The organism is Pseudomonas sp. PME37.24/025, from assembly GCF_055556615.1.
Genome location: NZ_JBVHNK010000016.1, coordinates 56,740 through 81,810 on the forward strand (window position 1 = coordinate 56,740; position 25,071 = coordinate 81,810).

The 25,071-nt window shown below is 59.9% G+C and carries 22 protein-coding genes and 1 other RNA gene; 18 read left to right on the forward strand and 5 right to left on the reverse strand.

The genetic code is table 11. The features are described 5' to 3' along the window. Positions 1-30: 30 nt before the first annotated feature. The 4 genes from ACZ3HH_RS25610 to ACZ3HH_RS25625 all read right to left on the reverse strand — a co-directional run bounded on the left by ACZ3HH_RS25610 (position 31) and on the right by ACZ3HH_RS25625 (position 3,477). Positions 31-609, reverse strand: a complete 579-nt coding sequence (locus ACZ3HH_RS25610; protein WP_367372857.1) for a BON domain-containing protein — start codon at positions 607-609, stop codon at positions 31-33. Then, positions 606-1,199: a phosphoheptose isomerase gene (locus tag ACZ3HH_RS25615; RefSeq protein ID WP_008025961.1), complete on the reverse strand. Its 594-nt coding sequence runs from the start codon at positions 1,197-1,199 to the stop codon at positions 606-608. The genes ACZ3HH_RS25610 and ACZ3HH_RS25615 overlap by 4 nt, the downstream gene beginning before the upstream one ends. Before the next feature lie 104 nt (positions 1,200-1,303). Further along, positions 1,304-1,666, reverse strand: coding sequence for a YraN family protein (locus tag ACZ3HH_RS25620; protein ID WP_007904371.1), 363 nt, complete (start codon positions 1,664-1,666; stop codon positions 1,304-1,306). Beyond that, positions 1,666-3,477: a penicillin-binding protein activator gene (locus tag ACZ3HH_RS25625; RefSeq protein WP_465808837.1), complete on the reverse strand. Its 1,812-nt coding sequence runs from the start codon at positions 3,475-3,477 to the stop codon at positions 1,666-1,668. Before ACZ3HH_RS25625 ends, ACZ3HH_RS25620 begins: the two co-directional genes overlap by 1 nt. A gap of 176 nt (positions 3,478-3,653) precedes the next feature. Here ACZ3HH_RS25625 and rsmI point away from each other — a divergent pair, with 176 nt between their 5' ends. From rsmI to lpxC, 18 genes are all read left to right on the forward strand, one after another. Next, a complete protein-coding gene (gene rsmI, locus ACZ3HH_RS25630) occupies positions 3,654-4,559 on the forward strand; it encodes a 16S rRNA (cytidine(1402)-2'-O)-methyltransferase (protein ID WP_367372855.1) in 906 nt (301 codons plus the stop codon). 73 nt (positions 4,560-4,632) lie between these two features. Beyond that, positions 4,633-4,986, forward strand: an RNA gene (rnpB, locus tag ACZ3HH_RS25635) — RNase P RNA component class A. 354 nt (positions 4,987-5,340) lie between these two features. After that, a complete protein-coding gene (gene mraZ, locus ACZ3HH_RS25640; RefSeq protein ID WP_003205355.1) occupies positions 5,341-5,796 on the forward strand; it encodes a division/cell wall cluster transcriptional repressor MraZ in 456 nt (151 codons plus the stop codon). Then, complete coding sequence (gene rsmH / locus ACZ3HH_RS25645) at positions 5,793-6,740, forward strand: 16S rRNA (cytosine(1402)-N(4))-methyltransferase RsmH (protein ID WP_437128244.1); 948 nt, start codon at positions 5,793-5,795, stop codon at positions 6,738-6,740. Before mraZ ends, rsmH begins: the two co-directional genes overlap by 4 nt. Next, positions 6,737-7,030 carry a cell division protein FtsL gene (gene ftsL, locus ACZ3HH_RS25650; protein ID WP_030129814.1) on the forward strand — a complete coding sequence of 98 codons (294 nt, stop codon included), beginning with the start codon at positions 6,737-6,739 and terminating at the stop codon, positions 7,028-7,030. Before rsmH ends, ftsL begins: the two co-directional genes overlap by 4 nt. Continuing rightward, a complete protein-coding gene (locus ACZ3HH_RS25655; protein ID WP_465808931.1) occupies positions 7,030-8,769 on the forward strand; it encodes a peptidoglycan D,D-transpeptidase FtsI family protein in 1,740 nt (579 codons plus the stop codon). Before ftsL ends, ACZ3HH_RS25655 begins: the two co-directional genes overlap by 1 nt. Beyond that, the gene (locus tag ACZ3HH_RS25660) at positions 8,769-10,232 is read left to right on the forward strand and encodes a UDP-N-acetylmuramoyl-L-alanyl-D-glutamate--2,6-diaminopimelate ligase (protein WP_465808843.1); all 1,464 of its coding nucleotides are present in this window, start codon (positions 8,769-8,771) and stop codon (positions 10,230-10,232) included. The genes ACZ3HH_RS25655 and ACZ3HH_RS25660 overlap by 1 nt, the downstream gene beginning before the upstream one ends. Beyond that, positions 10,225-11,592 (forward strand): UDP-N-acetylmuramoyl-tripeptide--D-alanyl-D-alanine ligase, encoded by a 1,368-nt coding sequence (locus tag ACZ3HH_RS25665; protein WP_465808845.1) that lies wholly within the window; start codon positions 10,225-10,227, stop codon positions 11,590-11,592. The genes ACZ3HH_RS25660 and ACZ3HH_RS25665 overlap by 8 nt, the downstream gene beginning before the upstream one ends. Next, positions 11,592-12,674, forward strand: a complete 1,083-nt coding sequence (mraY, locus tag ACZ3HH_RS25670) for a phospho-N-acetylmuramoyl-pentapeptide-transferase (protein ID WP_008037292.1) — start codon at positions 11,592-11,594, stop codon at positions 12,672-12,674. Before ACZ3HH_RS25665 ends, mraY begins: the two co-directional genes overlap by 1 nt. A gap of 5 nt (positions 12,675-12,679) precedes the next feature. Next, a complete protein-coding gene (gene murD, locus ACZ3HH_RS25675; protein WP_465808847.1) occupies positions 12,680-14,026 on the forward strand; it encodes a UDP-N-acetylmuramoyl-L-alanine--D-glutamate ligase in 1,347 nt (448 codons plus the stop codon). Further along, positions 14,023-15,240, forward strand: a complete 1,218-nt coding sequence (ftsW, locus tag ACZ3HH_RS25680; protein WP_367372850.1) for a putative lipid II flippase FtsW — start codon at positions 14,023-14,025, stop codon at positions 15,238-15,240. The genes murD and ftsW overlap by 4 nt, the downstream gene beginning before the upstream one ends. Beyond that, positions 15,230-16,300: an undecaprenyldiphospho-muramoylpentapeptide beta-N-acetylglucosaminyltransferase gene (gene murG, locus ACZ3HH_RS25685; protein ID WP_465808850.1), complete on the forward strand. Its 1,071-nt coding sequence runs from the start codon at positions 15,230-15,232 to the stop codon at positions 16,298-16,300. The genes ftsW and murG overlap by 11 nt, the downstream gene beginning before the upstream one ends. Then, positions 16,293-17,753, forward strand: a complete 1,461-nt coding sequence (gene murC, locus ACZ3HH_RS25690; RefSeq protein WP_123719473.1) for a UDP-N-acetylmuramate--L-alanine ligase — start codon at positions 16,293-16,295, stop codon at positions 17,751-17,753. Before murG ends, murC begins: the two co-directional genes overlap by 8 nt. Further along, entirely contained in the window at positions 17,750-18,730 is a 981-nt protein-coding gene (locus ACZ3HH_RS25695; RefSeq protein WP_465808852.1) for a D-alanine--D-alanine ligase, read from the forward strand. The genes murC and ACZ3HH_RS25695 overlap by 4 nt, the downstream gene beginning before the upstream one ends. 4 nt (positions 18,731-18,734) lie before the next feature. Beyond that, complete coding sequence (locus ACZ3HH_RS25700; protein WP_465808854.1) at positions 18,735-19,601, forward strand: cell division protein FtsQ/DivIB; 867 nt, start codon at positions 18,735-18,737, stop codon at positions 19,599-19,601. Between the two features lie 15 nt (positions 19,602-19,616). After that, positions 19,617-20,876 carry a cell division protein FtsA gene (gene ftsA, locus ACZ3HH_RS25705; RefSeq protein WP_105347872.1) on the forward strand — a complete coding sequence of 420 codons (1,260 nt, stop codon included), beginning with the start codon at positions 19,617-19,619 and terminating at the stop codon, positions 20,874-20,876. A 67-nt stretch (positions 20,877-20,943) separates the two neighbouring features. Next, positions 20,944-22,137: a cell division protein FtsZ gene (ftsZ, locus tag ACZ3HH_RS25710; RefSeq protein ID WP_007904318.1), complete on the forward strand. Its 1,194-nt coding sequence runs from the start codon at positions 20,944-20,946 to the stop codon at positions 22,135-22,137. A gap of 112 nt (positions 22,138-22,249) precedes the next feature. After that, positions 22,250-23,161 (forward strand): UDP-3-O-acyl-N-acetylglucosamine deacetylase, encoded by a 912-nt coding sequence (gene lpxC, locus ACZ3HH_RS25715; RefSeq protein WP_007939852.1) that lies wholly within the window; start codon positions 22,250-22,252, stop codon positions 23,159-23,161. Between the two features lie 208 nt (positions 23,162-23,369). On the opposite strand, the gene ACZ3HH_RS25720 is transcribed toward lpxC, so the two are convergent. Beyond that, positions 23,370-24,863: a sensor domain-containing diguanylate cyclase gene (locus ACZ3HH_RS25720; protein WP_465808857.1), complete on the reverse strand. Its 1,494-nt coding sequence runs from the start codon at positions 24,861-24,863 to the stop codon at positions 23,370-23,372. Between the last annotated feature and the right edge of the window lie 208 nt (positions 24,864-25,071).

The following is a 25,071-nucleotide window of genomic DNA, read 5'->3' on the forward strand; positions in this document are numbered from 1 at the left end:
CTGGCATGGGCGCCATCTCCAACAAGTCGATCAGTCGATGTACTCAAACAACTTCACGATCTTCTGCACGCCGGAAACGCCTTGTACCAGATTGGTCGCCTGGGCTGCTTCCTGTTTGGTCAGCAGACCCAGCAAGTAGACGATGCCATTTTCGGTCACGACTTTGATACGCGAACCCGGGATGGAGGCGTCGGTGAGCATCTGGGTCTTGATCTTAGTGGTCAGCCAAGTGTCGTTCTGACGCGCCAGCAGCGAGGAGGGCGCCAGTACTTGCAGCTCGTTGTGCACCTTCTTTACCCGCTGAACAGAGGCGGCAACCTGTTCGGCCTTGGCCTTGAGGTCGGCGCGAGGGGTTTGCCCGGCGAGCAGCACCACGCCGTTGAAGCTGGTGATGACGATGTGCGAGTCGTTGTCCAGGGCTGGATCAGCCTTGGCGATGTTCACGCCGACCTTGGTGTCGATCAGGGAGTCGTCGATCTTGCTGCCGAAGGTACGGGTGCCACGGTCATCGTCGATCGGCGCTTCACGGCTGGCGTTAACCACCGAAGTGCAGCCACTGATGCCAAGGCATAGGGTCAAGGCCAGAAGGCCTAGGCGATTAGGGGTCATTCTTCACTCCCGAATAGTTGGCTGTCGATCAAATCGCAAAGGCAATGGATCGCCAGCAGGTGGACTTCCTGAATACGTGCGGTGACGTTGGCCGGTACGCGAATCTCGACGTCCTCAGGCAAAAGCAGTGACGCCATGCCGCCGCCATCACGACCGGTCAATGCTACGACAATCATTTCGCGATCATGTGCGGCCTGGATCGCTTGAATTATGTTTGCCGAGTTGCCGCTGGTGGAAATCGCCAGCAAAACATCACCCGGCTGGCCGAGGGCACGAATCTGTTTGGAGAAGATTTCGTTGTAGCTGTAATCGTTGGCAATCGAGGTGATTGTCGAGCTGTCGGTGGTCAGCGCGATGGCGGGCAGACTCGGGCGCTCGCGCTCGAAGCGGTTGAGCAGCTCGGATGAAAAGTGCTGGGCATCACCGGCAGAGCCGCCGTTGCCGCAGGAAAGCATTTTGCCTTCGTTGAGCAGGGCGTTGACCATCACTTGGCTGGCTTGCTCGATGTGCGGTGCAAGTACGTCCATCGCCATTTGCTTGGTGTCGATACTGGCCTGAAAAAGCTGGCGAATTCGGGATTGCATGTCCATCTGTGTGACCTTAATTAGCGCGGCTACTTGGCACATGAATGTGCAGCCCGCAAAGCAAAGAGCAAAAGTGTTGGGTGAAGGTGTCCGGTTCGAGGTGCAAGCGATCAGCTGTCGAAGGCATTCTGCAACCAGTTCAACTGATCAAGGTTGCTGTCGATGGCAACCACGTCGAAGCGGCAGGGGGAATTGGCCCAACGCGACTCGCGCTGAAGAAAATACTGCGCGGCAAAAATCAGTTTCTGCCGTTTGCGCCCATCAATGCTATCGAGCGCGCCACCCCATTGGGTGTTTTTTCTGTAGCGGACTTCGACGAATACTACTGTATCGCCATCAAGCATGACCAGATCAAGCTCGCCGCGTTTACACAACCAGTTCTGCGCCAGCAGGCGCAGACCTTGTTGCTGAAGATGCTCGAGCGCATGACGCTCGGCATCTTTACCGCTTTGCTGGCGTGACCTGTCAGGCATCAGCGCGAGGTGTCCGGCAGGCGTTGAACCTGACCGTTGGCGAACTCTGCCCATGGCAACTGACGCTCGACCCGTTGATTCTGAGTCATGCCCAGGCTGCCCGATTGGCCTTGGATGCGGCTGTCCGGCAAGGCCTTGAGTTGCCCCAGACGCGGTGCCAGGCGATAGGCGTCAACGCCCATCGCGTACAGGCGGCCCAGGCTGCCGCCGGCTTGTGGCCATTGTGCAGTGACTTGTTTGCGCAGCGGGTCGTTGGCATCCAGCAGCCATGGGGTTTCGCAGAAGCGAATACCGTTCATGTCGTTGTACTGGTTCTGGTCGCCACTGGCGCTGAACACGTGGGAGGTGGCGTAAACCGGCACGTCCCCCGCGTACTGGAAGTTCAGGGTCGGTTTGATCTGTTGAGCCTGTTGCGGCGTCGCGGCCAGGAAGATGAACTCGATGTCCTGACGACGCGAAGGTTGGGCGGCAACCTGCGAGCCAACGGTGCTTTGCAGGCTCTTGGCGCGGCCTTCGCTCTGGCGCAACTGGAACATGTCGGCAATCTGCTGGGCCAGTTGCACCGGCTGGTCGACGCGTTCGGTAGCGACGATGCTGCCACCGTTGGCTTGCCAATCCTGGCTGAATGCCCTGAGTACGCGGTCACCCCATTCGCCTTTCGGCACCATAATGGCGGCGCGGTGCAGGCCATCGGCGCGCGCACGACGGGACACTTCGCGGGCTTCGTCTTCAGCGGCAAGGCCGAACTGGAACAGTTGGGCCGGACCTTGTTCGCCTTCGCTGTAATTCAGCGCCAGGGTAGTGATCGGCAGTTGCGGGCGCGCGCTGAGCTGTTTGACCAGCGGCTTCTCCAGCGGGCCGACCACCAGTTGCACGCCATCGGCCTGGGCCTTGCGATAGAACTCGTCGAGGGAGGTCAGGCGCGAGCTGTCATAGAACTCGATGGCTGGCGGCTTCTGCCCGGCTTGTTGCGCCTGGTAGTGAGCGGCCATGAAGCCTTCGCGTAGTGCTTTGCCAACCGAACCCAGCGGGCCGTCTTGCGGCAGCAGCAGGGCGATCTTGCTCAGGGGCTGGCTGGCCAGTTCCTTGAGTTTGGTCAGTGGCAGCGGCAGCTGGATGGCAGCCGGATGCTTTGGATTCTGTTCGCGCCAGGTGTCGATCGCGGCTTGCTGCTGTTCCAGGGTGCCGGCTGTTTTCACTGCCAGCGCCAGACGTATCCAGCCGCCGAGGTCGTCGTCGGTGGTCGGCTGCAATTGATCAGTCGGCAGCGAAGCGATCAGGGTCCAGATCGCTTCGTGGTTTTTGCTGGCTGCTTCACCTTCAAGCATAGGGGCAATAAAGATGCGCTCCCGTGCGGCGGCCAGGGTCTGGCCGTCGGCCTCAAGGGCGCGAGCATGAACGGTGCCGGTGCGAACCTGTTGTTCGACGGGCAGTTCGCTCAGGCGTTGCAGGCTCGGATGGCTCAGGGCAGTCAGCGCCGCTTTGGGCTGATTGCGGACCATTGCCAGTTCAGCAGCCAGGGTGCTGGCGAAGACTTGTTGGCCAGGCTTGAGTTGTTCCACCGGGACCTGTTGCAGGATTTGCGCGGACTGGCCGGCATTGCCCTGACGATAAGCCAGGTCTGCTGCGCTCAAGCGCAATAGAGCGGCTTTTTCCGGATCTTTGCTTTTAGTGGCCTGTTCGAGCAGTTGCTCGATACTGGCGTCCGGGGTCCGTGGAAGTTCGCCAAGGCTGGAGGAGGGCGAGCTGGCGCAAGCCGCCAGCAAGGCAGCGAGGCAGAGGGCAGTGAACAGCCGCAGGCAAGCGATCATGTAGTGTTCCTGATACTCGATCAAATTAGCGTGGAATTGTACCCAAGCACTGGCCGGGGCGCGATGTTACTGGCGTGAATCGATCAATTTAGCTCGTGCAAATGTTGCAGTACTGCACAAAAGGCTGGAAAACCCGGGGAGAGTGAGACGTATCGCAAGCGCCGCTACGCGCTACAATGCCGCTTTTTACCGATCATGAGGTGTGCGCTTTGACTGCTCCAGGTGCTTTGAATTCCGCTGCTGGCTCGCTTTATGTGGTGGCGACGCCCATCGGCAACCTGGACGATATCAGTGCGCGGGCGCTGAAAATTCTGCGCGACGTCGCTTTGATCGCGGCCGAAGATACTCGCCATTCCCAGCGATTGATGCAGCATTTCGGTATTCCAACGCCGCTGGCGGCCTGCCATGAACATAACGAGCGAGAAGAGGGTAACCGCTTTATCACGCGTCTGCTGGCCGGCGACGATGTGGCGCTGATTTCCGACGCCGGAACACCCCTGATTTCCGATCCGGGTTATCACCTGGTGCGTCAGGCCCGTGCCGCGGGAATCAATGTGGTGCCGGTTCCGGGTGCGTGTGCATTGATCGCGGCGTTGTCGGCGGCGGGGCTGCCGTCCGACCGTTTCATCTTCGAAGGTTTTTTGCCGGCCAAGGCTGTCGGCCGACGTGCTCGCCTGGAACTCGTTAAAGAAGAACCGCGCACGCTGATTTTCTATGAAGCCCCGCACCGTATCCTCGAGTGCCTGCAAGACATGGAACTGGTATTCGGTGGCGAGCGTCCGGCATTACTGGCGCGGGAGCTGACCAAAACTTTCGAAACACTCAAAGGCTTGCCGTTGGCCGAGTTGCGCGAGTTCGTCGAATCGGACAGCAATCAACAGCGTGGCGAGTGTGTGGTGTTGGTGGCGGGCTGGTCTGCCCCCGAAACCGAAGACGCTGTCAGCAGTGAAGCCATGCGTATTCTCAACCTGTTACTTGAAGAGATGCCGCTCAAGCGTGCGGCGGCATTGGCCGCGCAAATTACCGGCGAACGCAAGAATGTGCTCTATCAGGTCGCGCTGGATAAACAGAAGGGCGAGTAAACCGACATGCAGCGCCGGCCAGAGGCTTTTAGCGCTTGTTCTTCGGCCGCTCTGCCGTTAATCTTCGCGGCGGAGAGTCGATCGGACAGTCGCTGCCCTCTATGAAAATTAGGGGGGGGAGGAAAGTCCGGGCTCCATAGGGCGAAGTGCCAGGTAATGCCTGGGAGGCGTGAGCCTACGGAAAGTGCCACAGAAAATAACCGCCTAAGCGCTTCGGCGCCGGTAAGGGTGAAAAGGTGCGGTAAGAGCGCACCGCACGTCTGGCAACAGTTCGTGGCTAGGTAAACCCCACTTGGAGCAAGACCAAATAGGGTCCCAAGGCGTGGCCCGCGCTGGGACCGGGTAGGTTGCTAAAGATGTCCAGTGATGGCCATCGTAGACGAATGACTGTTCAAGACAGAACCCGGCTTACAGATCGACTCTCCACCTTTTTTTCCTCTCTGCCGAGTCATTGGCAGCGATGTGTGTAATGGCAATTTCCCTCCCTGCTGAATCAATAGCAGAAGCGCTTTTGTAATACCGAAAAAATCTTACTCTTAACAAACTACTTTAACTTCTGAACGCAGCCTTCTGTGCTGATTCAAGTTATTGAGCGAATTCATTCGTCAGATTCTCGTCAACCCTCCTTTTACGCTCCTAAATCTCCGTTCTGTAAGGCTTTTCCTTTAATCCGCGCCTTGACGGTGTGGTGGGCGCATTCCTATAGTGTGCGCAAGTGGCGGAAAGTGGCATGAAGTGGGTTTTTTGAGCGTAAAACGCTAATATTTGGAGAAGCGCTGACGTGTTTCGCGGAGCTAACGCTATCAGTCTCGATGCAAAGGGCCGTCTCGCTATGCCGAGCCGGTACCGTGACGAGCTGGTTTCGCGTAGTTCCGGTCAATTAATCGTCACCATCGATGCCGTTGATCCGTGTTTGTGTGTTTATCCCCTCGATGAGTGGGAAATTATTGAAACCAAACTGCGTGCACTGCCTTCGCTTCGCGAAGAGAACCGCCGCTTGCAACGTTTACTGATTGGTAATGCCGTCGACCTCGAGCTCGATGGCAGTGGTCGTTTTCTGGTTCCGCCACGTCTTCGCGAATATGCCAAGTTGGATAAGCGCGCAATGTTGGTAGGCCAACTGAACAAGTTCCAATTGTGGGACGAGGATGCCTGGAATGCGGTTTCTGCCGCTGACCTGGCTGCTATTCAACAACCGGGCGCCATGCCTGATGAACTGCGTGATTTAATCCTGTGACTATTGATAGCGGCTTTAACCACATCACCGTACTGCTTGACGAGGCCGTCGAAGCTCTCGCCGTACGTCCTGATGGCTGCTATCTGGACGGTACGTTCGGACGTGGCGGCCACAGTCGGTTGATTCTCAGCCAGCTCGGGCCTGATGGTCGGTTGCTCGGATTCGACAAAGATCCTCAAGCGATTGCCACCGGGCAAACGCTAGCGGCCGAAGACGGCCGCTTTGTCATTGTGCAGCGCAGCTTTGCCGAGCTCGGTTCGGAAGTCGCCGAACGCGGTTTGGCCGGTAAGGTCAGCGGCGTTCTGCTCGACCTCGGCGTGTCTTCGCCGCAGCTCGATGACCCTGAACGCGGTTTCAGTTTCCTCAACGACGGTCCGTTGGACATGCGCATGGACCCGTCCCGCGGGATCAGTGCAGCCGAGTTCGTCAACACCGCGCCGGTGGAAGAAATCGCCCGGGTGTTCAAGCAATACGGCGAAGAGCGTTTCTCCGGTCGCATGGCGCGTGCCGTGGCCGAACGTCGCGACATCAAGCCGTTCGAGCGCACTGGCGATCTGGCTGAAGTGCTGAAAGTCGCCAACCCGGCATGGGAAAAGGGCAAGAATCCGGCCACCCGTGCATTCCAGGGCCTGCGTATTCACGTCAACAACGAACTGGGCGATCTGGAAGCCGGCCTCGAAGCCGCGCTGGAATGCCTGGAAGTGGGCGGCCGTCTGGTCGTCATCAGCTTCCACTCGCTGGAAGACCGAATCGTCAAACTGTTCATGCGCAAACTGGTGAAAGGCGAAGCCGACAACCTGCCGCGCAACCTGCCGGTCCGTCATGTCGCTTTCGAACCGAAAATCAAAATCCATGGCAAAGCGCAGTCCGCCTCCGAGGCCGAACTCAAAGCCAACCCACGTTCCCGTAGCGCCATCATGCGTGTCGCGGAGAAGTTGCGGTGAGCAAGCTTTTCGCCAAGCCACTTCCCGGCGGAAGCTTTTTCATGCTGCTGCTGTTTGTCGGCGTGCTCGTGTCGGCCATCGGCGTGTCCTATAGCGCGCACTGGAACCGTCAGCTGTTGAATTCGCTGTACAACGAATTGAGTGTGCGAGACAAGGCGCAGGCGGAGTGGGGCCGGTTGATTCTCGAACAGAGCACCTGGACTGCCCACAGCCGTATCGAAGTCCTGGCCACCGAACAACTGAAGATGCGCATTCCCGGCGCCGCTGAAGTGCAGATGGTGGCGCCATGATGAAACTCGAAGGCGCGCTCTTCCCATGGCGGTTCCGTTTGGTGGTGGGTTTACTCGGCATCATGGTGGCGGCGATCTCTTGGCGCATCATCGATTTGCAAGTGGTCGACCGTGCCTTCCTTAAAGGTCAGGGCGATGCGCGCAGCGTTCGTCATATTCCAATTCCGGCTCACCGTGGTCTGATCACCGACCGTAACGGCGAGCCTTTGGCCGTGAGTACGCCGGTCACGACCCTGTGGGCCAACGCCAAGGAAATGCAAACGGCCAAAGAGAAGTGGCCGGCACTGGCGGCTGCCCTGGGGCAGGACCCGAAAGCCCTGGCTGAGCGTCTCGAAGCCCAGGCCAATAAAGAATTCATTTATCTGGTGCGCGGGCTGACCCCCGAGCAAGGCCAGGCTGTGCTCGACCTGAAAGTGCCGGGCGTTTATGGCATCGAAGAGTTCCGGCGTTTCTACCCGGCCGGTGAAGTCACCGCCCATATGGTCGGCTTTACCGACATCGATGACCACGGACGCGAAGGCGTCGAGTTGGCCTACGACGAATGGCTGGCCGGTGTCCCCGGCAAGCGGCAGGTGATCAAGGACCGGCGTGGCCGGCTGATCAAAGATGTCCAGGTCACCAAAAACGCCAAGGCCGGCAAGCCCTTGGCGTTGTCCATTGACCTGCGTCTGCAATACCTGGCCAACCGCGAGCTGCGTAACGCGATCATCGAGAACGGCGCCAAGGCCGGCAGCCTGGTGATCATGGACGTGAAGACCGGCGAGATCCTGGCCATGGTCAACCAGCCGACCTACAACCCGAACAACCGTCGCAACCTGCAGCCGGCGATGATGCGCAACCGCGCGATGATCGACGTGTTCGAGCCGGGTTCGACCATGAAGGCGATCTCCATGAGCGCCGCGATTGAAACCGGGCGCTGGAAGCCGACCGATACCGTCGAGGTGTATCCAGGCTCCTTGCAGATTGGTAAGTACACCATCAAGGACGTATCGAAGACCGAAGGCCCGGTACTCGACTTGACCGGTATTCTGATCAATTCCAGTAACGTCGGCATGAGTAAGGTCGCCTTCGATATCGGCGGAGAAACGATTTTCCGTCTCGCGCAGAAAGTCGGCCTCGGCCAGGACACCGGCCTCGGTTTCCCGGGTGAGCGCGTCGGCAACCTGCCGAACTACCGCGAATGGCGCAAGGCTGAAACCGCCACGCTGTCTTACGGCTACGGTATTTCGGTGACTGCTATCCAGTTGGTCCACGCCTTCTCGGCCTTGGCCAACAATGGTCGCCTCGCGCCGCTGACCCTGATCAAAACCGACAAAGCGCCGCAAACTACACAGGTCCTGCCGGAAACCGTCGCAAAAACCATGCAAACCATGCTGCAACAAGTGATCGAGGCTCCGCGTGGTGTATTCCGGGCACAGGTGCCGGCGTATCACGTGGGCGGCAAGTCGGGTACCGCGCGTAAAACGTCGGTCGGCACCAAAGGCTACGCCGAGAATTCCTACCGCTCGCTGTTCGCCGGCTTCGGCCCGATGAGCGATCCGCGTTACGCAATCGTGGTGGTGATCGATGAACCGACCAAAGCTGGCTACTTCGGTGGCTTGGTATCGGCGCCGGTGTTCAGCAAAGTGATGTCCGGGACCCTGCGCCTGATGAACATCACCCCGGACAACCTGCCAGCCACTCAACAAGCGAACGCCGCACCGGTCGTTCCGCTGAAAGCTAATGGAGGGCGCGGCTGATGTCGCTGAGCCTGAACAAGATTTTCGCCCACGCCGGTCGCGATCTATTGATCCGCGAATTGGCGCTGGACAGTCGCAACGTACGAGCAGGCGATCTGTTTCTCGCGGTCCCGGGTGGCAAGTTCGACGGGCGTGCGCACATCGCCGACGCCTTGCAACGCGGCGCTGCTGCCGTGGCTTATGAAGTCGAAGGCGCGACCGTGCTGCCGATTACCGACGTGCCGCTGATTCCGGTCAAAGGCCTGGCGGCGCAGCTGTCGGACATCGCCGGGCGTTTTTATGGTGAGCCGAGCCGTCACTTGAATCTGATTGGCGTGACCGGTACCAACGGCAAGACCAGCGTGACCCAATTGGTCGCCCAGGCACTTGACCTGCTCGGTCAACACTGCGGCATCGTCGGCACTCTGGGCTCCGGTTTCTACGGCGCGCTGGAAAGCGGTCTGCACACCACGCCGAACCCGATTGCGGTGCAAGCGACCCTCTCCGACCTGAAAAAGGCCGGCGCCAAAGCCGTGGCCATGGAAGTCTCTTCCCACGGCCTGGATCAGGGCCGCGTGACTGCGTTGGCGTTCGATGTGGCGGTGATGACCAACCTGTCGCGCGATCATCTGGATTACCACGGCACCATGCAGGCCTATGGCGAAACCAAGGCCAAGTTGTTTGCCTGGAATGATCTGAAGTGCCGGGTGGTCAACCTGGACGACGATTTCGGTCGGCAACTGGCTGCCGATAAAGGCGAGTCGCGACTGATCACTTACAGCCTGGAAGATTCCAGCGCCTACCTCTATTGCCGCCAAGCGCAGTTCGACGACGAAGGCGTGCGCGCGACGCTGGTCACGCCGCAAGGCGAGCACCATTTGCGCAGCACCTTGCTCGGCCGTTTCAACCTGAGCAATGTGTTGGCCGCGGTTGGCGCCTTGCTCGGGCTGGATTACGCGCTGGACGAAATCCTCAAAGTGCTGCCCAAACTCGAAGGCCCGGCCGGTCGCATGCAACGCCTGGGCGGCGGTACTCAGCCGTTGGTGGTGGTCGATTACGCCCACACACCGGATGCGCTGGAAAAAGTCTTGATGGCCCTGCGTCCTCACGCCAAAGGCCGGTTGCTGTGCCTGTTCGGTTGCGGCGGTGATCGCGATCGTGGCAAGCGTCCGCTGATGGCGGAAGTGGTCGAGCGTCTGGCCGATGGCGTACTGGTCACCGATGACAACCCGCGCACTGAAGACCCGACCGTGATTTTTGACGATATCCGCGCCGGTTTCACTGCTGTGGATAAAGTTGCCTTCGTCGCTGGCCGTGGCCAGGCGATTGCCCAATTGATCGCCGGCGCTTCGGCGGATGACGTGATTGTCCTGGCCGGTAAAGGTCACGAGGACTATCAGGAAATCAACGGTGAGCGCCACGCCTTCTCCGATCTGGTCGAGGCCGATCACGCCTTGACCGCGTGGGAGGTGGCCCATGCTTAAAGTCTTGAAATTGAGCGAGCTGACTAGCGCGTTGAATGGCCGTCTGATTGCCAGCGACGCCAGCTTCGACGGCGTCAGCATCGACAGCCGCGCGATCAAGCCCGGCCAGCTGTTTATTGCTCTGGCCGGCCCGCGTTTTGATGGCCATGACTACCTCAATGACGTCGCCGGCAAAGGCGCCGTGGGTGCCCTGGTCGAACGCGAAGTTGCCGACAGCGCGCTGCCGCAACTGTTGGTCAAGGACACCCGCCAGGCCCTCGGCCAATTGGGCGCGATGAACCGTGCGGCATTCACTCAGCCGGTCGTGGCCATCACCGGTTCCAGCGGCAAGACCACGGTCAAGGAAATGCTCGCGAGCATCCTGCGCACGCGTGGTCCAGTGCTGGCGACCCGTGGCAATCTGAACAATGATCTCGGCGCTCCGCTGACCCTGCTCGAACTGGCGCCGGAACACACCGCTGCGGTGATCGAACTCGGCGCTTCGCGGCTCGGCGAGATTGCTTACACCGTCGGCATGACCAAGCCCCACGTGGCTGTCATCAACAACGCCGGGACCGCCCACGTCGGCGAGTTCGGTGGGCCGGAAAAAATCGTTGAAGCCAAGGGCGAGATTCTCGAAGGGCTGGATGCCGATGGCGTCGCCGTGTTGAATCTTGACGACAAGGCTTTTGAAATCTGGAAAACCCGAGCCGCCGGTCGCAAAGTGCTGACGTTTGCCCTGAGCAACATCAGCGCCGACTTCTACGCCAGCGATCTGGACCGCGATGCCCGCGGTTGCCCGGCGTTCAACTTGCACAGCCCTGAAGGTGTGGAACGGGTTCAACTGAACCTGCTCGGCACCCATAACGTCGCCAATGCGATGGCCGCCGCCGCTGCAGCTCATGCCTTGGGCGTGTCGCTGTTCGGCATCGCCACCGGTCTCGGCGCCGTGCAACCGGTCAAAGGCCGCACCGTCGCGCAACTGGCGACTAACGGCATACGCGTGATCGATGACACATACAACGCAAACCCCACCTCCATGTGCGCCGCCGTTGATATACTCGCCGGCTTTTCCGGTCGCACCGTTTTGGTGCTCGGGGATATCGGCGAGTTGGGTGCGTGGGCGGAGCAGGGGCATCGTGATGTGGGCGAGTACGCCCGTGGCAAGGTTTGCGCGCTTTACGCCGTCGGGCCAATGATGGCGCACGCCGTGAACGCGTTCGGCGAGCAGGCCTTTCATTTCAGCACACAGGCTGAACTGATCAAGGCCCTGGAAGCCGAGCAGGACACAAACACCACTATTTTGATCAAGGGCTCGCGCAGCGCCGCGATGGAAAACATCGTCGCCGCTTTGTGCGGGACCCGTCTGGAGAAACATTAATGCTGCTGCTGCTAGCGGAGTATCTGCAACAGTTCTACAAAGGCTTCGCGGTCTTTCAGTACCTGACCCTGCGCGGGATCCTCGGTGTGCTGACCGCGCTGGTCTTGTCGCTGTGCTATGGCCCGTGGATGATCCGCACTCTGCAGAACCGTCAGATCGGTCAATCCGTTCGCAACGACGGCCCGCAATCGCACCTGTCCAAATCCGGCACCCCGACCATGGGCGGCGCGCTGATTCTTTCGTCCATCGGCGTCAGTACGTTGCTTTGGGCTGACCTGAGCAACCGTTATGTCTGGACCGTGTTGCTGGTGACGTTGCTGTTCGGCGCCATCGGCTGGGTCGATGACTACCGCAAAGTGATCGAGAAAAATTCTAAAGGCCTTCCGAGCCGCTGGAAGTATTTCTGGCAGTCGGTGTTCGGCCTGGGCGCGGCGATCTTCCTTTATATGACTGCCGCAACGCCGGTGGAAACCACCCTGATCCTGCCGATGCTCAAGGACTACAGCATTCCGTTGGGTGCGGGTTTCATCGTCCTGACCTATTTCGTGATTGTCGGTTCGAGCAACGCGGTCAACCTGACTGACGGCCTCGACGGTCTGGCGATCATGCCCACCGTAATGGTCGGCGGTGGCTTGGGGATCTTCTGCTACCTGTCGGGTAACGTGAAATTCGCCGAATACCTGCTGATTCCTTACGTACCGGGCGCGGGTGAGTTGATCGTGTTCTGCGGCGCGTTGATCGGCGCGGGCCTGGGGTTCCTCTGGTTCAACACCTATCCGGCCCAAGTGTTCATGGGCGACGTCGGCGCACTGGCGCTGGGCGCGGCCCTGGGCACCATCGCGGTGATCGTCCGTCAGGAAATCGTCCTGTTCATCATGGGCGGCGTGTTCGTGATGGAGACCCTGTCGGTTGTCATCCAGGTTGCCTCCTTTAAGTTGACCGGTCGCCGTGTGTTCCGCATGGCACCGATACACCACCACTTTGAACTCAAGGGCTGGCCCGAGCCGCGTGTGATCGTCCGTTTCTGGATCATCACCGTGATTCTGGTACTGGTCGGCCTTGCCACCCTGAAGCTGAGGTAGAACGAGTGTCTCTGATCGCTTCTGACCACTTCCGCATCGTTGTCGGCCTCGGCAAGAGCGGCATGTCCCTGGTTCGCTTCCTGGCGAACCGGGGCGTGTCGTTTGCTGTCGCCGATACGCGGGAAAATCCACCGGAACTGGCCACGCTCAAACGTGACTATCCGCACGTGGAAGTGCGTTGTGGCGAGCTGGACGTCGAATTCCTGTGCCGTGCCGACGAGCTCTACGTGAGCCCCGGTCTGGCACTGGCGACCCCGGCCCTGCAGGCTGCCGCCGCCCGTGGCGTGAAGTTGTCCGGCGACATCGAGCTGTTCGCGCGTAACGCGAAGGCGCCGATTGTCGCCATCAGCGGTTCCAACGCCAAAAGCACCGTCACCACTTTGGTCGGCGAGATGGCGGCTGCGGCCGGCAAGCGTGTTGCGGTCGGCGGCAACCTCGGTACGCCGGCGCTGGATTTGCTCAGCGACGACATCGAGTTGTACGTGATGGAGCTGTCGAGCTTCCAGCTCGAAACCACCGATCAACTCAACGCCGAAGTGGCGACCGTGCTCAACATCAGCGAAGACCACATGGACCGCTACAGCGGTCTGCCGGCTTATCACTTGGCCAAGCACCGGATCTTCCGGGGCGCCAAGCAATTTGTGGTCAACCGTCAGGACGCCTTGAGCCGTCCGCTGATGGGCGAAGGCCAACCGTGCTGGACCTTCGGTCTGAACAAACCCGACTTCAAGGCCTTTGGTATCCGGGAAGAGAATGGCGAGAAATACCTGGCCTTCGAATTCCAGAGCCTGATGCCAGTGCGCGAGTTGAAGATTCGTGGCGCGCATAACCAGTCCAACGCCCTGGCGGCCTTGGCGCTGGGCCACGCCGTGGGGTTGCCGTTCGATGCCATGCTTTCGAGCTTGCGCACCTTCGCCGGCCTCGAGCATCGCTGCCAATGGGTGCGTGACCTGGATGGCGTGGGCTATTACAACGATTCCAAAGCCACCAACGTCGGTGCCGCGCTGGCCGCCATCGAAGGTTTGGGCGCGGACATCGACGGCAAGATCGTGTTGATCGCCGGTGGCGATGGCAAGGGGGCCGAGTTCAAGGACCTGCGCGATCCGGTGGCGGCCAACTGCCGCGCCGTCATATTGATGGGCCGTGACTCCGACAAGATCGGTGAGGCCATCGGCGATACCGTTCCACAGATTCGCGTCGGCTCGCTGGTCGAAGCCGTGGAGCAATGCCGCGCCGCTGCCCAACCGGGCGACGTGGTGCTGTTGTCGCCGGCCTGCGCCAGTTTCGACATGTTCAAGAACTACGAAGATCGCGGTCACCAGTTCGTCCGCGCCGTGGAGGACTTGGCATGAGCCTCCTGAATATCATCAAGCCGTACCCGTCGCCGATCATCACCGGTCGCGGTATCGACCTCGACTTCCCGATGCTCGCCGGCTGCCTGGCGCTGCTGGGCCTGGGGTTGGTGATGATTGCATCGGCATCGACCGAAGTGGCGGCGGTGCAGTCGGGCAGTGCCCTGTATTACATGATTCGCCACCTGATCTACGTGGTGCTGGGCCTTGGTGCCTGCATCGTTACCATGATGATTCCGATCGCGACCTGGCAACGCCTGGGCTGGCTGATGCTGATTGGTGCGTTCGGTTTGCTGGTGATGGTGATCGTCCCGGGGATCGGCCGTGAAGTGAACGGTTCGATGCGCTGGATCGGCTTCAGTTTCTTCAACGTTCAGCCTTCCGAGATCGCCAAGGTGTTCGTGGTGATTTACCTCGCCGGTTATCTGGTGCGTCGCCAGAAAGAAGTGCGTGAAAGCTGGATGGGCTTCTTCAAGCCGTTCATCGTTCTGCTGCCGATGGCGGGGCTGTTGCTGATGGAGCCGGACTTCGGTGCCACCGTCGTGATGATGGGGGCTGCTGCGGCGATGCTGTTCCTCGGCGGCGTCGGGCTGTTCCGTTTCTCCTTGATGGTCGTCCTGGCTGTCGGTGCGGTGGTGTTGCTGATTCAAATGCAGCCGTATCGAATGGCGCGGCTGACCAACTTTGCGGATCCGTGGGCCGACCAGTTCGGTGCGGGCTATCAGTTGTCTCAAGCCTTGATCGCTTTCGGTCGCGGCGAATGGCTGGGCGTTGGCCTGGGCAACAGCGTGCAGAAACAGTTCTACCTGCCGGAAGCCCACACTGACTTCGTGTTCTCGGTCCTGGCCGAAGAGCTGGGTGCCGTGGGTTCTTTGTGCACGGTGGCGCTGTTCGTCTTTGTCTGTATTCGTGGCATGTACATCGGTTACTGGGCCGAGAAGGCCAAGCAATTTTTCGCCGCCTATATCGCGTACGGCCTGTCGTTCCTGTGGATTGGTCAGTTCCTGATCAACATCGGGGTGAACGTCGGCCTGCTGCCGACCAAGGGTCTGACCCTGCCATTCCTCAGTTATGGCGGCAGTTCGTTGGTGATCTGCTGTGCCTGTCTTGGCTTGTTGCTGCGCATCGAGTGGGAGAGTCGAACCCACTTGGGCAGTGAAGAGATGGAGTTCCATGAGAGCGACTTCGCCGAGGAGCCGACCCATGGGCGCTAACGTATTGATCATGGCTGGCGGCACCGGGGGCCACGTGTTCCCGGCGCTGGCGTGCGCTCGGGAGTTCCAGGCCCGCGGTTACACCGTGCACTGGCTCGGCACGCCGCGCGGGATCGAAAACGATCTGGTGCCGGCGGCCGGTCTTCAATTGCATCGGATCAACGCCAGCGGTTTGCGCGGCAAGGGCAAATTGTCCCTGCTCAAGGCTCCGTTCATGTTGCTCAAGTCGATCTGGCAGGCGCGGGCGATCATTCGTCAGCTGCGGCCGGTGTGTGTGGTCGGCTTCGGCGGTTATGTGACCGGTCCCGGCGGCGTTGCAGCCAAACTGGCTGGCGTACCGGTGATCGTTCATGAGCAGAACGCCGTGGCGGGTACCGCCAATCGGTTGCTGGTGCCGTTGGCCGCCCGAGTCTGTGAAGCGTTCCCCGACACCTTTACCCTGTCGAACAGCCGTCGCACCACCGGTAACCCGGTGCGCACCGAGCTGTTCCTCGAAACACCGCGACCTGCCCTGGCCGGTCGCAAAGCGCGTTTGCTGATCCTGGGCGGAAGCCTGGGCGCAGAGCCGTTGAACAAGTTGCTGCCTGAAGCTCTGTCGCAAGTCGCCCCCGACCTGCGCCCGGACGTGTTTCATCAGGCCGGCAAAAACCACGATGAAGTGACTACAGAGCGCTATCGCGCAGCTGGCGTCGAGGCGCAAGTGCAGCCTTTCATCAAAGACATGGCCCACGCCTATGGCTGGGCCGACCTGGTGGTGTGCCGCGCAGGCGCGTTGACCATCAGTGAACTGGCGGCTGCCGGTCTGCCCTCGATGCTGGTGCCTTTGCCCCACGCGATCGACGATCACCAGACCCGCAACGCCGATTATTTGGCCCGTGAAGGCGCGGCTTTCCTGATGCCGCAAAGAACGACTGGCGCAGCGGATCTTGCCGCTCGCCTGACAGAGGTCTTGATGCAACCGCAACGACTCAACGACATGGCCACCGCGGCACGCCGCCTGGCCAAACCCGATGCCACTCGTAACGTGGTCGATACCTGCCTGGAGGTGGCCCATGGTTGAGAACAAGAAAGCCATGCCGCACCCGGAAATGCGCCGCATCCGTCGCATCCACTTCGTCGGTATCGGCGGCGTGGGCATGTGCGGCATTGCCGAAGTGTTGCTGAACCTGGGCTATGAAGTGTCCGGTTCCGACCTGAAAGCATCGCCGGTGACCGAGCGCCTGGAATCCTTCGGTGCCCACATCTATATCGGCCACCGTGCCGAGAACACCGCGAACGCCGATGTGCTGGTCACCTCCAGCGCCGTGAACACTTCCAACCCGGAAGTGGCCACGGCCCTGGAGCGCCGGATTCCGGTAGTGCCGCGTGCCGAGATGCTGGCCGAACTGATGCGCTACCGCCACGGCATCGCCGTCGCCGGTACCCACGGCAAAACCACCACCACCAGCCTGATCGCTTCGGTGTTCGCTGCTGGTGGCCTGGACCCGACATTCGTGATCGGTGGTCGTCTGAATGCCGCGGGCACCAATGCCCAGCTCGGCACCAGCCGTTACCTGATCGCCGAAGCCGACGAAAGCGATGCCAGCTTCCTGCACTTGCAGCCGTTGGTGGCCGTGGTCACCAACATCGATGCCGATCACATGGCGACCTACGACGGCGACTTCAACAAACTGAAGAAAACCTTCGTCGAGTTCCTGCACAACCTGCCGTTCTACGGTCTGGCAGTGGTGTGCCTGGATGATCCGGTGGTGCGTGAAATCCTCCCGCAGGTGAAACGTCCGACGGTCACTTATGGCTTTGGCGATGATGCCGACGTGCGCGCGATCAATGTACGTCAGCAGGGCATGCAGACTTTCTTTACCGTGCTGCGCCCTGATCGCGAGCCGCTGGATGTGTCGGTGAACATGCCGGGCAACCACAACGTGCTGAACGCGCTGGCGACCATTTGCATCGCCACCGACGAAGGCGTCAGCGATGAAGCCATCGTCCAGGGCCTGTCCGGGTTCCAGGGTGTCGGTCGGCGCTTCCAGGTGTACGGCGAACTGCCGGTTGAAGGCGGCAACGTGATGCTGGTGGACGACTACGGTCACCACCCGACCGAAGTCGCGGCCGTGATCAAAGCCGTGCGCGGTGGTTGGCCGGAGCGCCGTCTGGTGATGGTTTACCAGCCGCACCGTTACAGCCGCACCCGCGATCTGTACGACGATTTCGTCAATGTACTGGCCGACGCCAACGTGCTGTTGCTGATGGAAGTTTATCCGGCCGGCGAAGAGCCGATCCCGGGCGCCGACAGCCGCAAACTGTGCAACAGCATTCGCCAGCGCGGTCAGCTCGACCCGATCTACATCGAGCGCGGTATCGACCTCGCGCCAATCGTCAAGCCGCTGCTGCGTGCCGGCGACATTCTGTTGTGCCAGGGCGCCGGTGATATCGGCGGTCTCGCACCGAAACTATTGAACAGTCCGTTGTTCGCTGGCGCGGTTGCCGCGCCAAGCGTGGGGAAGTTGAAATGACTGCTGCTTACGCCAACCTCGTCTCCACTATCGCGCCGAAAGACTTCGGCCGTGTCGCCGTGCTGTTCGGCGGCAAGAGCGCCGAGCGTGAGGTCTCCCTGAAATCGGGTAACGCGGTGCTCGAAGCACTGCAAAGCGCCGGTGTGGACGCCTTCGGTCTTGATGTGGGTGATGACCTGCTGCAGCGTCTGATAAGCGAAAAAATCGATCGCGCCTTCATCATCCTCCACGGTCGTGGCGGTGAAGACGGCAGCATGCAGGGCCTGCTCGAATGCCTGGGCATTCCGTACACCGGCAGCGGCATTCTGGCCTCGGCACTGGCCATGGACAAACTGCGCACCAAGCAGGTCTGGCACAGCCTCGGTATTCCGACGCCACGCCATGCGGTACTGAGCTGCGAGGCCGATTGTATTTCCGCGGCGACGGAACTGGGCTTCCCTTTGATCGTCAAACCGGCCCATGAAGGTTCAAGTATCGGGATGGCTAAAGTGACCTCCGCGTCGGAGTTGATTGACGCGTGGAAAGCGGCCAGTACCTACGATTCGCAAGTGTTGGTCGAGCAATGGATTCAAGGTCCGGAGTTCACCATCGCCACCCTGCGTGACCAGGTGTTGCCACCGATTGCACTGGGCACGACGCACAGCTTCTACGACTACGACGCCAAGTACGTGGCTTCCGATACCCAGTACCGGATCCCATGTGGCCTGGACAGCAACAAAGAAAAAGAACTCATGGACCTCACGGCCAAAGCCTGTGAGGCGCTGGGTATCGCCGGTTGGGGCAGGGCTGACGTGATGCAGGACGCCGACGGGCAGTTCTGGTTCCTGGAAGTCAATACCGCACCGGGCATGACCGATCACAGTCTGGTGCCGATGGCAGCCCGTGCCGCTGGCCTGGATTTCCAGCAACTGGTTCTGGCGATTTTGGCCGCTAGCGTTGCCGGTAATACTGCCAGCAACAACGAGCCGCGAGGTTAAGACCATGCAAGGCGCTCAGCTACGTCATCAGCCCACCGCACCCGGCCGCAAGCCGGTACCGCGGGGTGCCAGCCGAATGGTGGCCAAAGAGCCGATGTCCGCGCGCCTGCCGAAAGCCAACTTTGGTTTTCTGAAAAGCCTGTTCTGGCCCGTGCTGCTGGTTGCGTTGGGGTTCGGCACTTATGAAGGCGCACAGCGTTTGCTGCCGTACGCCGACCGGCCGATCACCAAGATCGCGGTGCAGGGCGACTTGAGTTACATCAGCCAGCAAGCGGTGCAGCAGCGGATCGCCCCCTACGTGGCGTCGAGCTTCTTCACCATCGACCTGGAGAGCATGCGTACCGAGCTTGAACAGATGCCATGGATTGCCCACGCCGAAGTGCGCAGGGTATGGCCGGATCAAGTAGTGATTCGCCTGGAAGAACAACTGCCGGTGGCCCGTTGGGGCGACGAATCGCTGTTGAACAACCAGGGGCAGGCGTTCACCCCGCGTGAGCTGGCGAACTACGAACACTTGCCACAGCTGTTCGGCCCGCAGCGGGCCCAGCAGCAAGTGATGCAGCAATATCAGGTGCTGAGCCAGATGCTCAGGCCATTGGGCTTCTCGATTGCACGCCTGGAATTGCGTGAACGAGGCAGCTGGTTCCTGACCACCGGCGCCGGCAGCGCGGGCCCGGGGATCGAACTGCTGCTGGGACGCGGCAACCTGGTGGAAAAGATGCGCCGCTTCATTGCCATCTATGACAAGACGCTCAAAGAGCAGATTACGAACATTGCGCGCATCGATCTGCGCTACGCCAACGGCCTCGCTGTTGGCTGGCGGGAACCTGTAGCGCCCACGACAGCCCAACCCGCTGTCGCGAAGAATTAAGAAGAGGCAGGACCCATGGCAAACGTGCAAAGCGGCAAAATGATCGTCGGTCTCGATATCGGCACCTCCAAGGTGGTGGCGCTGGTCGGCGAGGTCTCGGACGACGGCACGCTCGAAATCGTCGGGATCGGTACTCATCCGTCCCGCGGCCTGAAAAAAGGCGTGGTGGTGAACATCGAGTCCACCGTCCAGTCGATCCAGCGCGCGATCGAAGAAGCGCAGCTGATGGCCGGTTGCCGAATCCACTCGGCGTTTGTCGGCGTGGCCGGCAATCACATCCGCAGCCTGAATTCCCACGGCATCGTGGCGATTCGTGATCGCGAAGTCAGCTCCGCCGACCTTGAGCGCGTTCTCGACGCTGCCCAGGCTGTGGCAATCCCGGCTGACCAGCGCGTGCTGCACACCCTGCCGCAGGATTACGTGATCGATAACCAGGAAGGCGTTCGCGAGCCGTTGGGCATGTCCGGCGTGCGTCTGGAAGCCAAGGTTCACGTGGTCACCTGCGCCGTCAACGCCGCACAGAACATTGAAAAATGCGTGCGTCGCTGCGGTCTGGAAATCGACGACATCATTCTCGAGCAGTTGGCCTCGGCCTACTCGGTCCTGACCGACGACGAGAAAGAGCTGGGCGTGTGCCTGGTGGACATCGGCGGCGGTACCACCGACATCGCGATCTTCACCGAAGGCGCGATCCGTCACACCGCGGTGATCCCGATTGCGGGCGATCAGGTGACCAACGACATCGCCATGGCGTTGCGCACCCCGACCCAGTACGCCGAAGAAATCAAGATTCGCTACGCCTGCGCCCTGGCCAAACTGGCCGGTGCCGGTGAAACCATCAAGGTGCCGAGTGTCGGCGACCGTCCGCCGCGTGAGCTGTCCCGTCAGGCCCTGGCCGAAGTGGTCGAGCCACGTTATGACGAACTGTTCACCCTGATCCAGGCCGAACTGCGTCGCAGTGGCTACGAAGACCTGATCCCGGCCGGCATCGTGCTGACCGGCGGTACGTCGAAGATGGAAGGCGCGGTGGAACTTGCCGAAGAGATCTTCCACATGCCGGTTCGCCTGGGCGTGCCGCATGGCGTCAAGGGCCTGGACGACGTGGTCCGCAACCCGATTTATTCCACCGGCGTTGGCTTGTTGATGTACGGCCTGCAGAAGCAGTCCGACGGGATTTCGTTCTCGGGCATCGGCAGCCGCGACAGCTACAGCAATGACGAACCGAAAGCCGCCTTGCTCGATCGCATCAAGAGCTGGGTACAAGGCAATTTCTAAAGCTTTACCGCAACACCGCTTCAAACAGCAGTAGGCGAAAAAACTAGAGAATGTAAGGAGAGGGAAAATGTTCGAACTCGTAGACAACATCCCCGCAAGCCCGGTAATTAAAGTTATCGGTGTTGGCGGTGGCGGCGGCAACGCTGTCAATCACATGGTCAAGAGCAACATTGAAGGCGTTGAATTCATCTGCGCCAACACTGATGCCCAAGCGCTGAAAAGCATCGGCGCGCGGACCATTCTGCAACTGGGCACCGGCGTGACCAAAGGCCTGGGCGCTGGCGCCAACCCTGAAGTAGGTCGTCAGGCCGCTCTCGAAGACCGTGAGCGCATTGCCGAAGTCCTGCAGGGCACCAATATGGTGTTCATCACAACCGGCATGGGCGGTGGTACCGGTACCGGTGCTGCGCCGATCATTGCCGAAGTAGCCAAGGAAATGGGGATCCTCACCGTTGCGGTGGTGACCCGTCCGTTCCCGTTCGAAGGTCGCAAGCGTATGCAGATCGCCGACGAAGGTATTCGTCTGCTGTCTGAAAGCGTCGACTCGTTGATCACCATTCCCAACGAGAAGCTGCTGACCATCCTCGGTAAAGACGCAAGCCTGCTGTCGGCTTTCGCCAAGGCCGACGATGTACTGGCCGGTGCCGTTCGCGGTATCTCCGACATCATCAAGCGTCCGGGCATGATCAACGTCGACTTTGCCGACGTGCGTACCGTGATGAGCGAAATGGGCATGGCGATGATGGGCACTGGCTGCGCCAGCGGTCCGAACCGTGCACGTGAGGCCACCGAAGCGGCCATTCGCAACCCGTTGCTCGAAGACGTGAACCTGCAAGGCGCACGCGGCATCCTGGTGAACATCACCGCCGGTCCTGACCTGTCCCTGGGTGAGTACTCCGACGTGGGTAGCATCATCGAAGCCTTCGCTTCCGAGCACGCGATGGTCAAGGTCGGTACCGTTATCGATCCGGACATGCGCGACGAGCTACACGTGACTGTTGTTGCCACCGGTTTAGGCGCTAAAATCGAGAAGCCTGTGAAGGTCATCGACAATACCGTTCACACCTCGATGGCCTCCCAGCCACAACAACAAGCCCCTGTTCGTCAAGAACAGCCTGCGGTGAACTACCGTGACCTGGATCGTCCGACCGTCATGCGCAACCAGGCTCAGGCCGGTGCTGCGACTGCCGCGAAGATGAACCCGCAAGATGACCTGGACTACCTGGACATCCCGGCTTTCCTGCGTCGTCAGGCCGATTGATGAAATGTATCAGGGGTATTAGGGTGATTGGTGTTCAGCAAAGGTCTGGTCTGCTATCATCGCCAGCCTTTGTTGATACCAGTTCGCAATTTGCGCTGAAGCGGCCCATGCCATGATAAAACAACGCACCCTGAAGAATATTATCCGTGCCACAGGTGTCGGCCTGCACTCCGGGGAGAAGGTCTACCTGACCCTCAAGCCAGCGCCCGTCGACACCGGCATTGTGTTTTGTCGTGCTGACCTCGACCCTGTGGTGCAGATTCCTGCCCGCGCGGAAAACGTTGGCGAAACCACTATGTCGACCACGCTTGTTAACGGTGACGTCAAAGTGGACACGGTGGAGCACCTGCTCTCGGCCATGGCTGGCCTGGGCATCGATAACGCCTACGTCGAGCTCTCCGCGTCCGAAGTCCCGATCATGGATGGTAGCGCTGGACCCTTCGTATTCCTGATTCAATCGGCCGGCCTGGAAGAACAGGACGCCGCCAAGAAGTTCATCCGGATCTTGCGGGAAGTGACAGTGGAAGACGGCGACAAGCGCGCCACTTTCGTCCCTTTCGAAGGTTTCAAAGTGAGCTTCGAGATCGATTTCGATCACCCGGTTTTCCGTGACCGCACACAAAGTGCAAGCGTGGATTTTTCCAGCACTTCGTTCGTAAAAGAAGTCAGCCGCGCCCGTACCTTTGGTTTCATGAGTGACATCGAGTACCTGCGCAAGCACAACCTCGCACTCGGCGGCAGCGTTGAAAACGCTATTGTGGTCGACGCGGATGGTGTACTGAACGAAGACGGCCTTCGCTATGAAGACGAATTCGTGAAGCACAAGATCCTCGATGCAATTGGTGACCTCTACCTGCTGGGCAATAGCCTGATTGGTGAGTTCAAGGGCTTCAAGTCCGGACATGCATTGAACAACCAGCTGCTGCGCAAGTTGATTGAGCAGACAGATGCTTGGGAAGTCGTGACTTTCGAAGACGCCAGCACTGCACCGATCTCTTACATGCGTCCTGTTGCGGCCGTGTAAGCAAAAAACCTCTCTAGTTTTTTAAAGGCTACCTTCGGGTGGCCTTTTTTTATGGCTGCGGGAAAGTATTGAGGGTGCCTGTTCTGGCCCCATCGCGGGCAAGCCCGCTCCCACAGGTCATGCGTCGTGTCCGAATCCGCGTCAACCGCACAACCTGTGGGAGCCGGGCTTGCCCGCGATGGGGCCGGCCGTCACAACGCAGATTTCACTACGTAGCAACCACCCGATTCCGCCCACTTTCCTTGGCCTGATACAGCGCCTTGTCCGCCACAAACAACAACTGCTCCAGGCTGATGTCGGTTGCCGTCGTCCAGGTACTGATACCGATACTGACAGTAAGCGGCGACTCATCGCCCCCCACCAACGGCAACTGCTCCACCGCTGCGCGGACGTTGTCGGCAATCTGTTGCGCGCCGGCGCTGTCGGTTTCAGCCAGGATCACCGAAAACTCTTCGCCACCGTAACGGGCGACCAGATCTGCGGGCCGTCGAACATGAGTGCTGATCACCTTGGCCACCCAGCGCAACGCATCGTCGCCGCCCTGATGGCCATGGCGATCGTTGAACGCCTTGAAGTGATCGACATCAATCATCAGCACTGACAATGGCAGGCCGGAACGTTGGGCGCGAAACCATTCATGGCGCAGGGTCTGATCCAGGCTTCGACGGTTGGCCAGACCGGTCAAGGGGTCGGTAGCGGCCAGTTGCGCCAGTTCCTGCTCGGCGCTTTGGCGCCGACGCAATTCCCGACAGAGCAACCAGGTCAGCCACAGCAGGCTCACGCACAGGGCAATGGTCGCAAAGCTGACCACCACCGCAGTGCGCTTCCAGGCCGCAAAGACTTCATCACTGGACAGTGCGACGATAACGATCAACGGCAAGTTGCCGACCTTGGAGAAGGTGTACAGGCGCTTGTCCTTGTATCGATCGGACATGCTGGTAAAGCTGCCGTTGCCTTCCTTGACGATACGCTGGAAATTGGGGCGGTTACTGAAGTTCTTGCCGATCAGCTCTTCGGCCAGATGTGGTTGTTGAGCCAGAAGCGTCCCGTCCTTGCTGATCAGATTGACCGTGCTGTCGCGGCCGATGCTCAAACTGTTGAACAACTGATCGAAGTAACTCAAGCGCATGGCGGCTTCGGCCACGCCCAGGAACTCACCCTGGGAGCCGCTCACCCGTCGGCTGAAACTGATACGCCAATCCTGTTCGGGCGACCTGGCTCTGAAGGGGGGACTGATGAACATGCCCGGGTCCGGGTTGTTCACGTGAGACTGGAAGTACTCGCGATCGGCATAGTTGCCTTGCCTGGGCTCCACCGAGGCCGAGTCGGCAATCACGTCGCCTTTGTTGTCGAGCAACAAAATGTTGCCCTTGTACGGCGCGGCAGTGGCGCGATCGAAATAGGCCAAATGACGAATGGCTGGAGAAACGCTCTTGAGGTCTTCTCGCTGGGAGGCAGCGATCAAACCCAGCAGCGACACGTCGTAGAGTTCGACATTGCGCAGCACGTCGGCATCGATCAATTGCACGATATTGTTGGCGGCGCGAGCGGCGGACAATTCGGCGTTGGCGCGTTCACGGATGAGCAGGAAGGTCACGATGCTCAGTATCGCTATCACCAACAACAAACTGCTGAGAACCAAAAGCCGCTCTGATCGTGTCGAACGGATCGGATGTTGAGAATTCGCACTGTTCACACTCATGGTTCTGACTTCTGCAAATAAGGCGTTATGAAAGTGCTTTTACAAGAATCGGGCAGAGTCCCAGAAACCGGTCGCGTCCAGAGCGCCTGTATAAATGCCGGATAAAAAAAAGGCCAGCAAAACATGCTGGCCTTTTGCTTATTGAAGCTTAGAAGACATTCATCGGGTAGTCGACCTGTGGCGAGGGGGCTTGTCGGAACGCCGCATC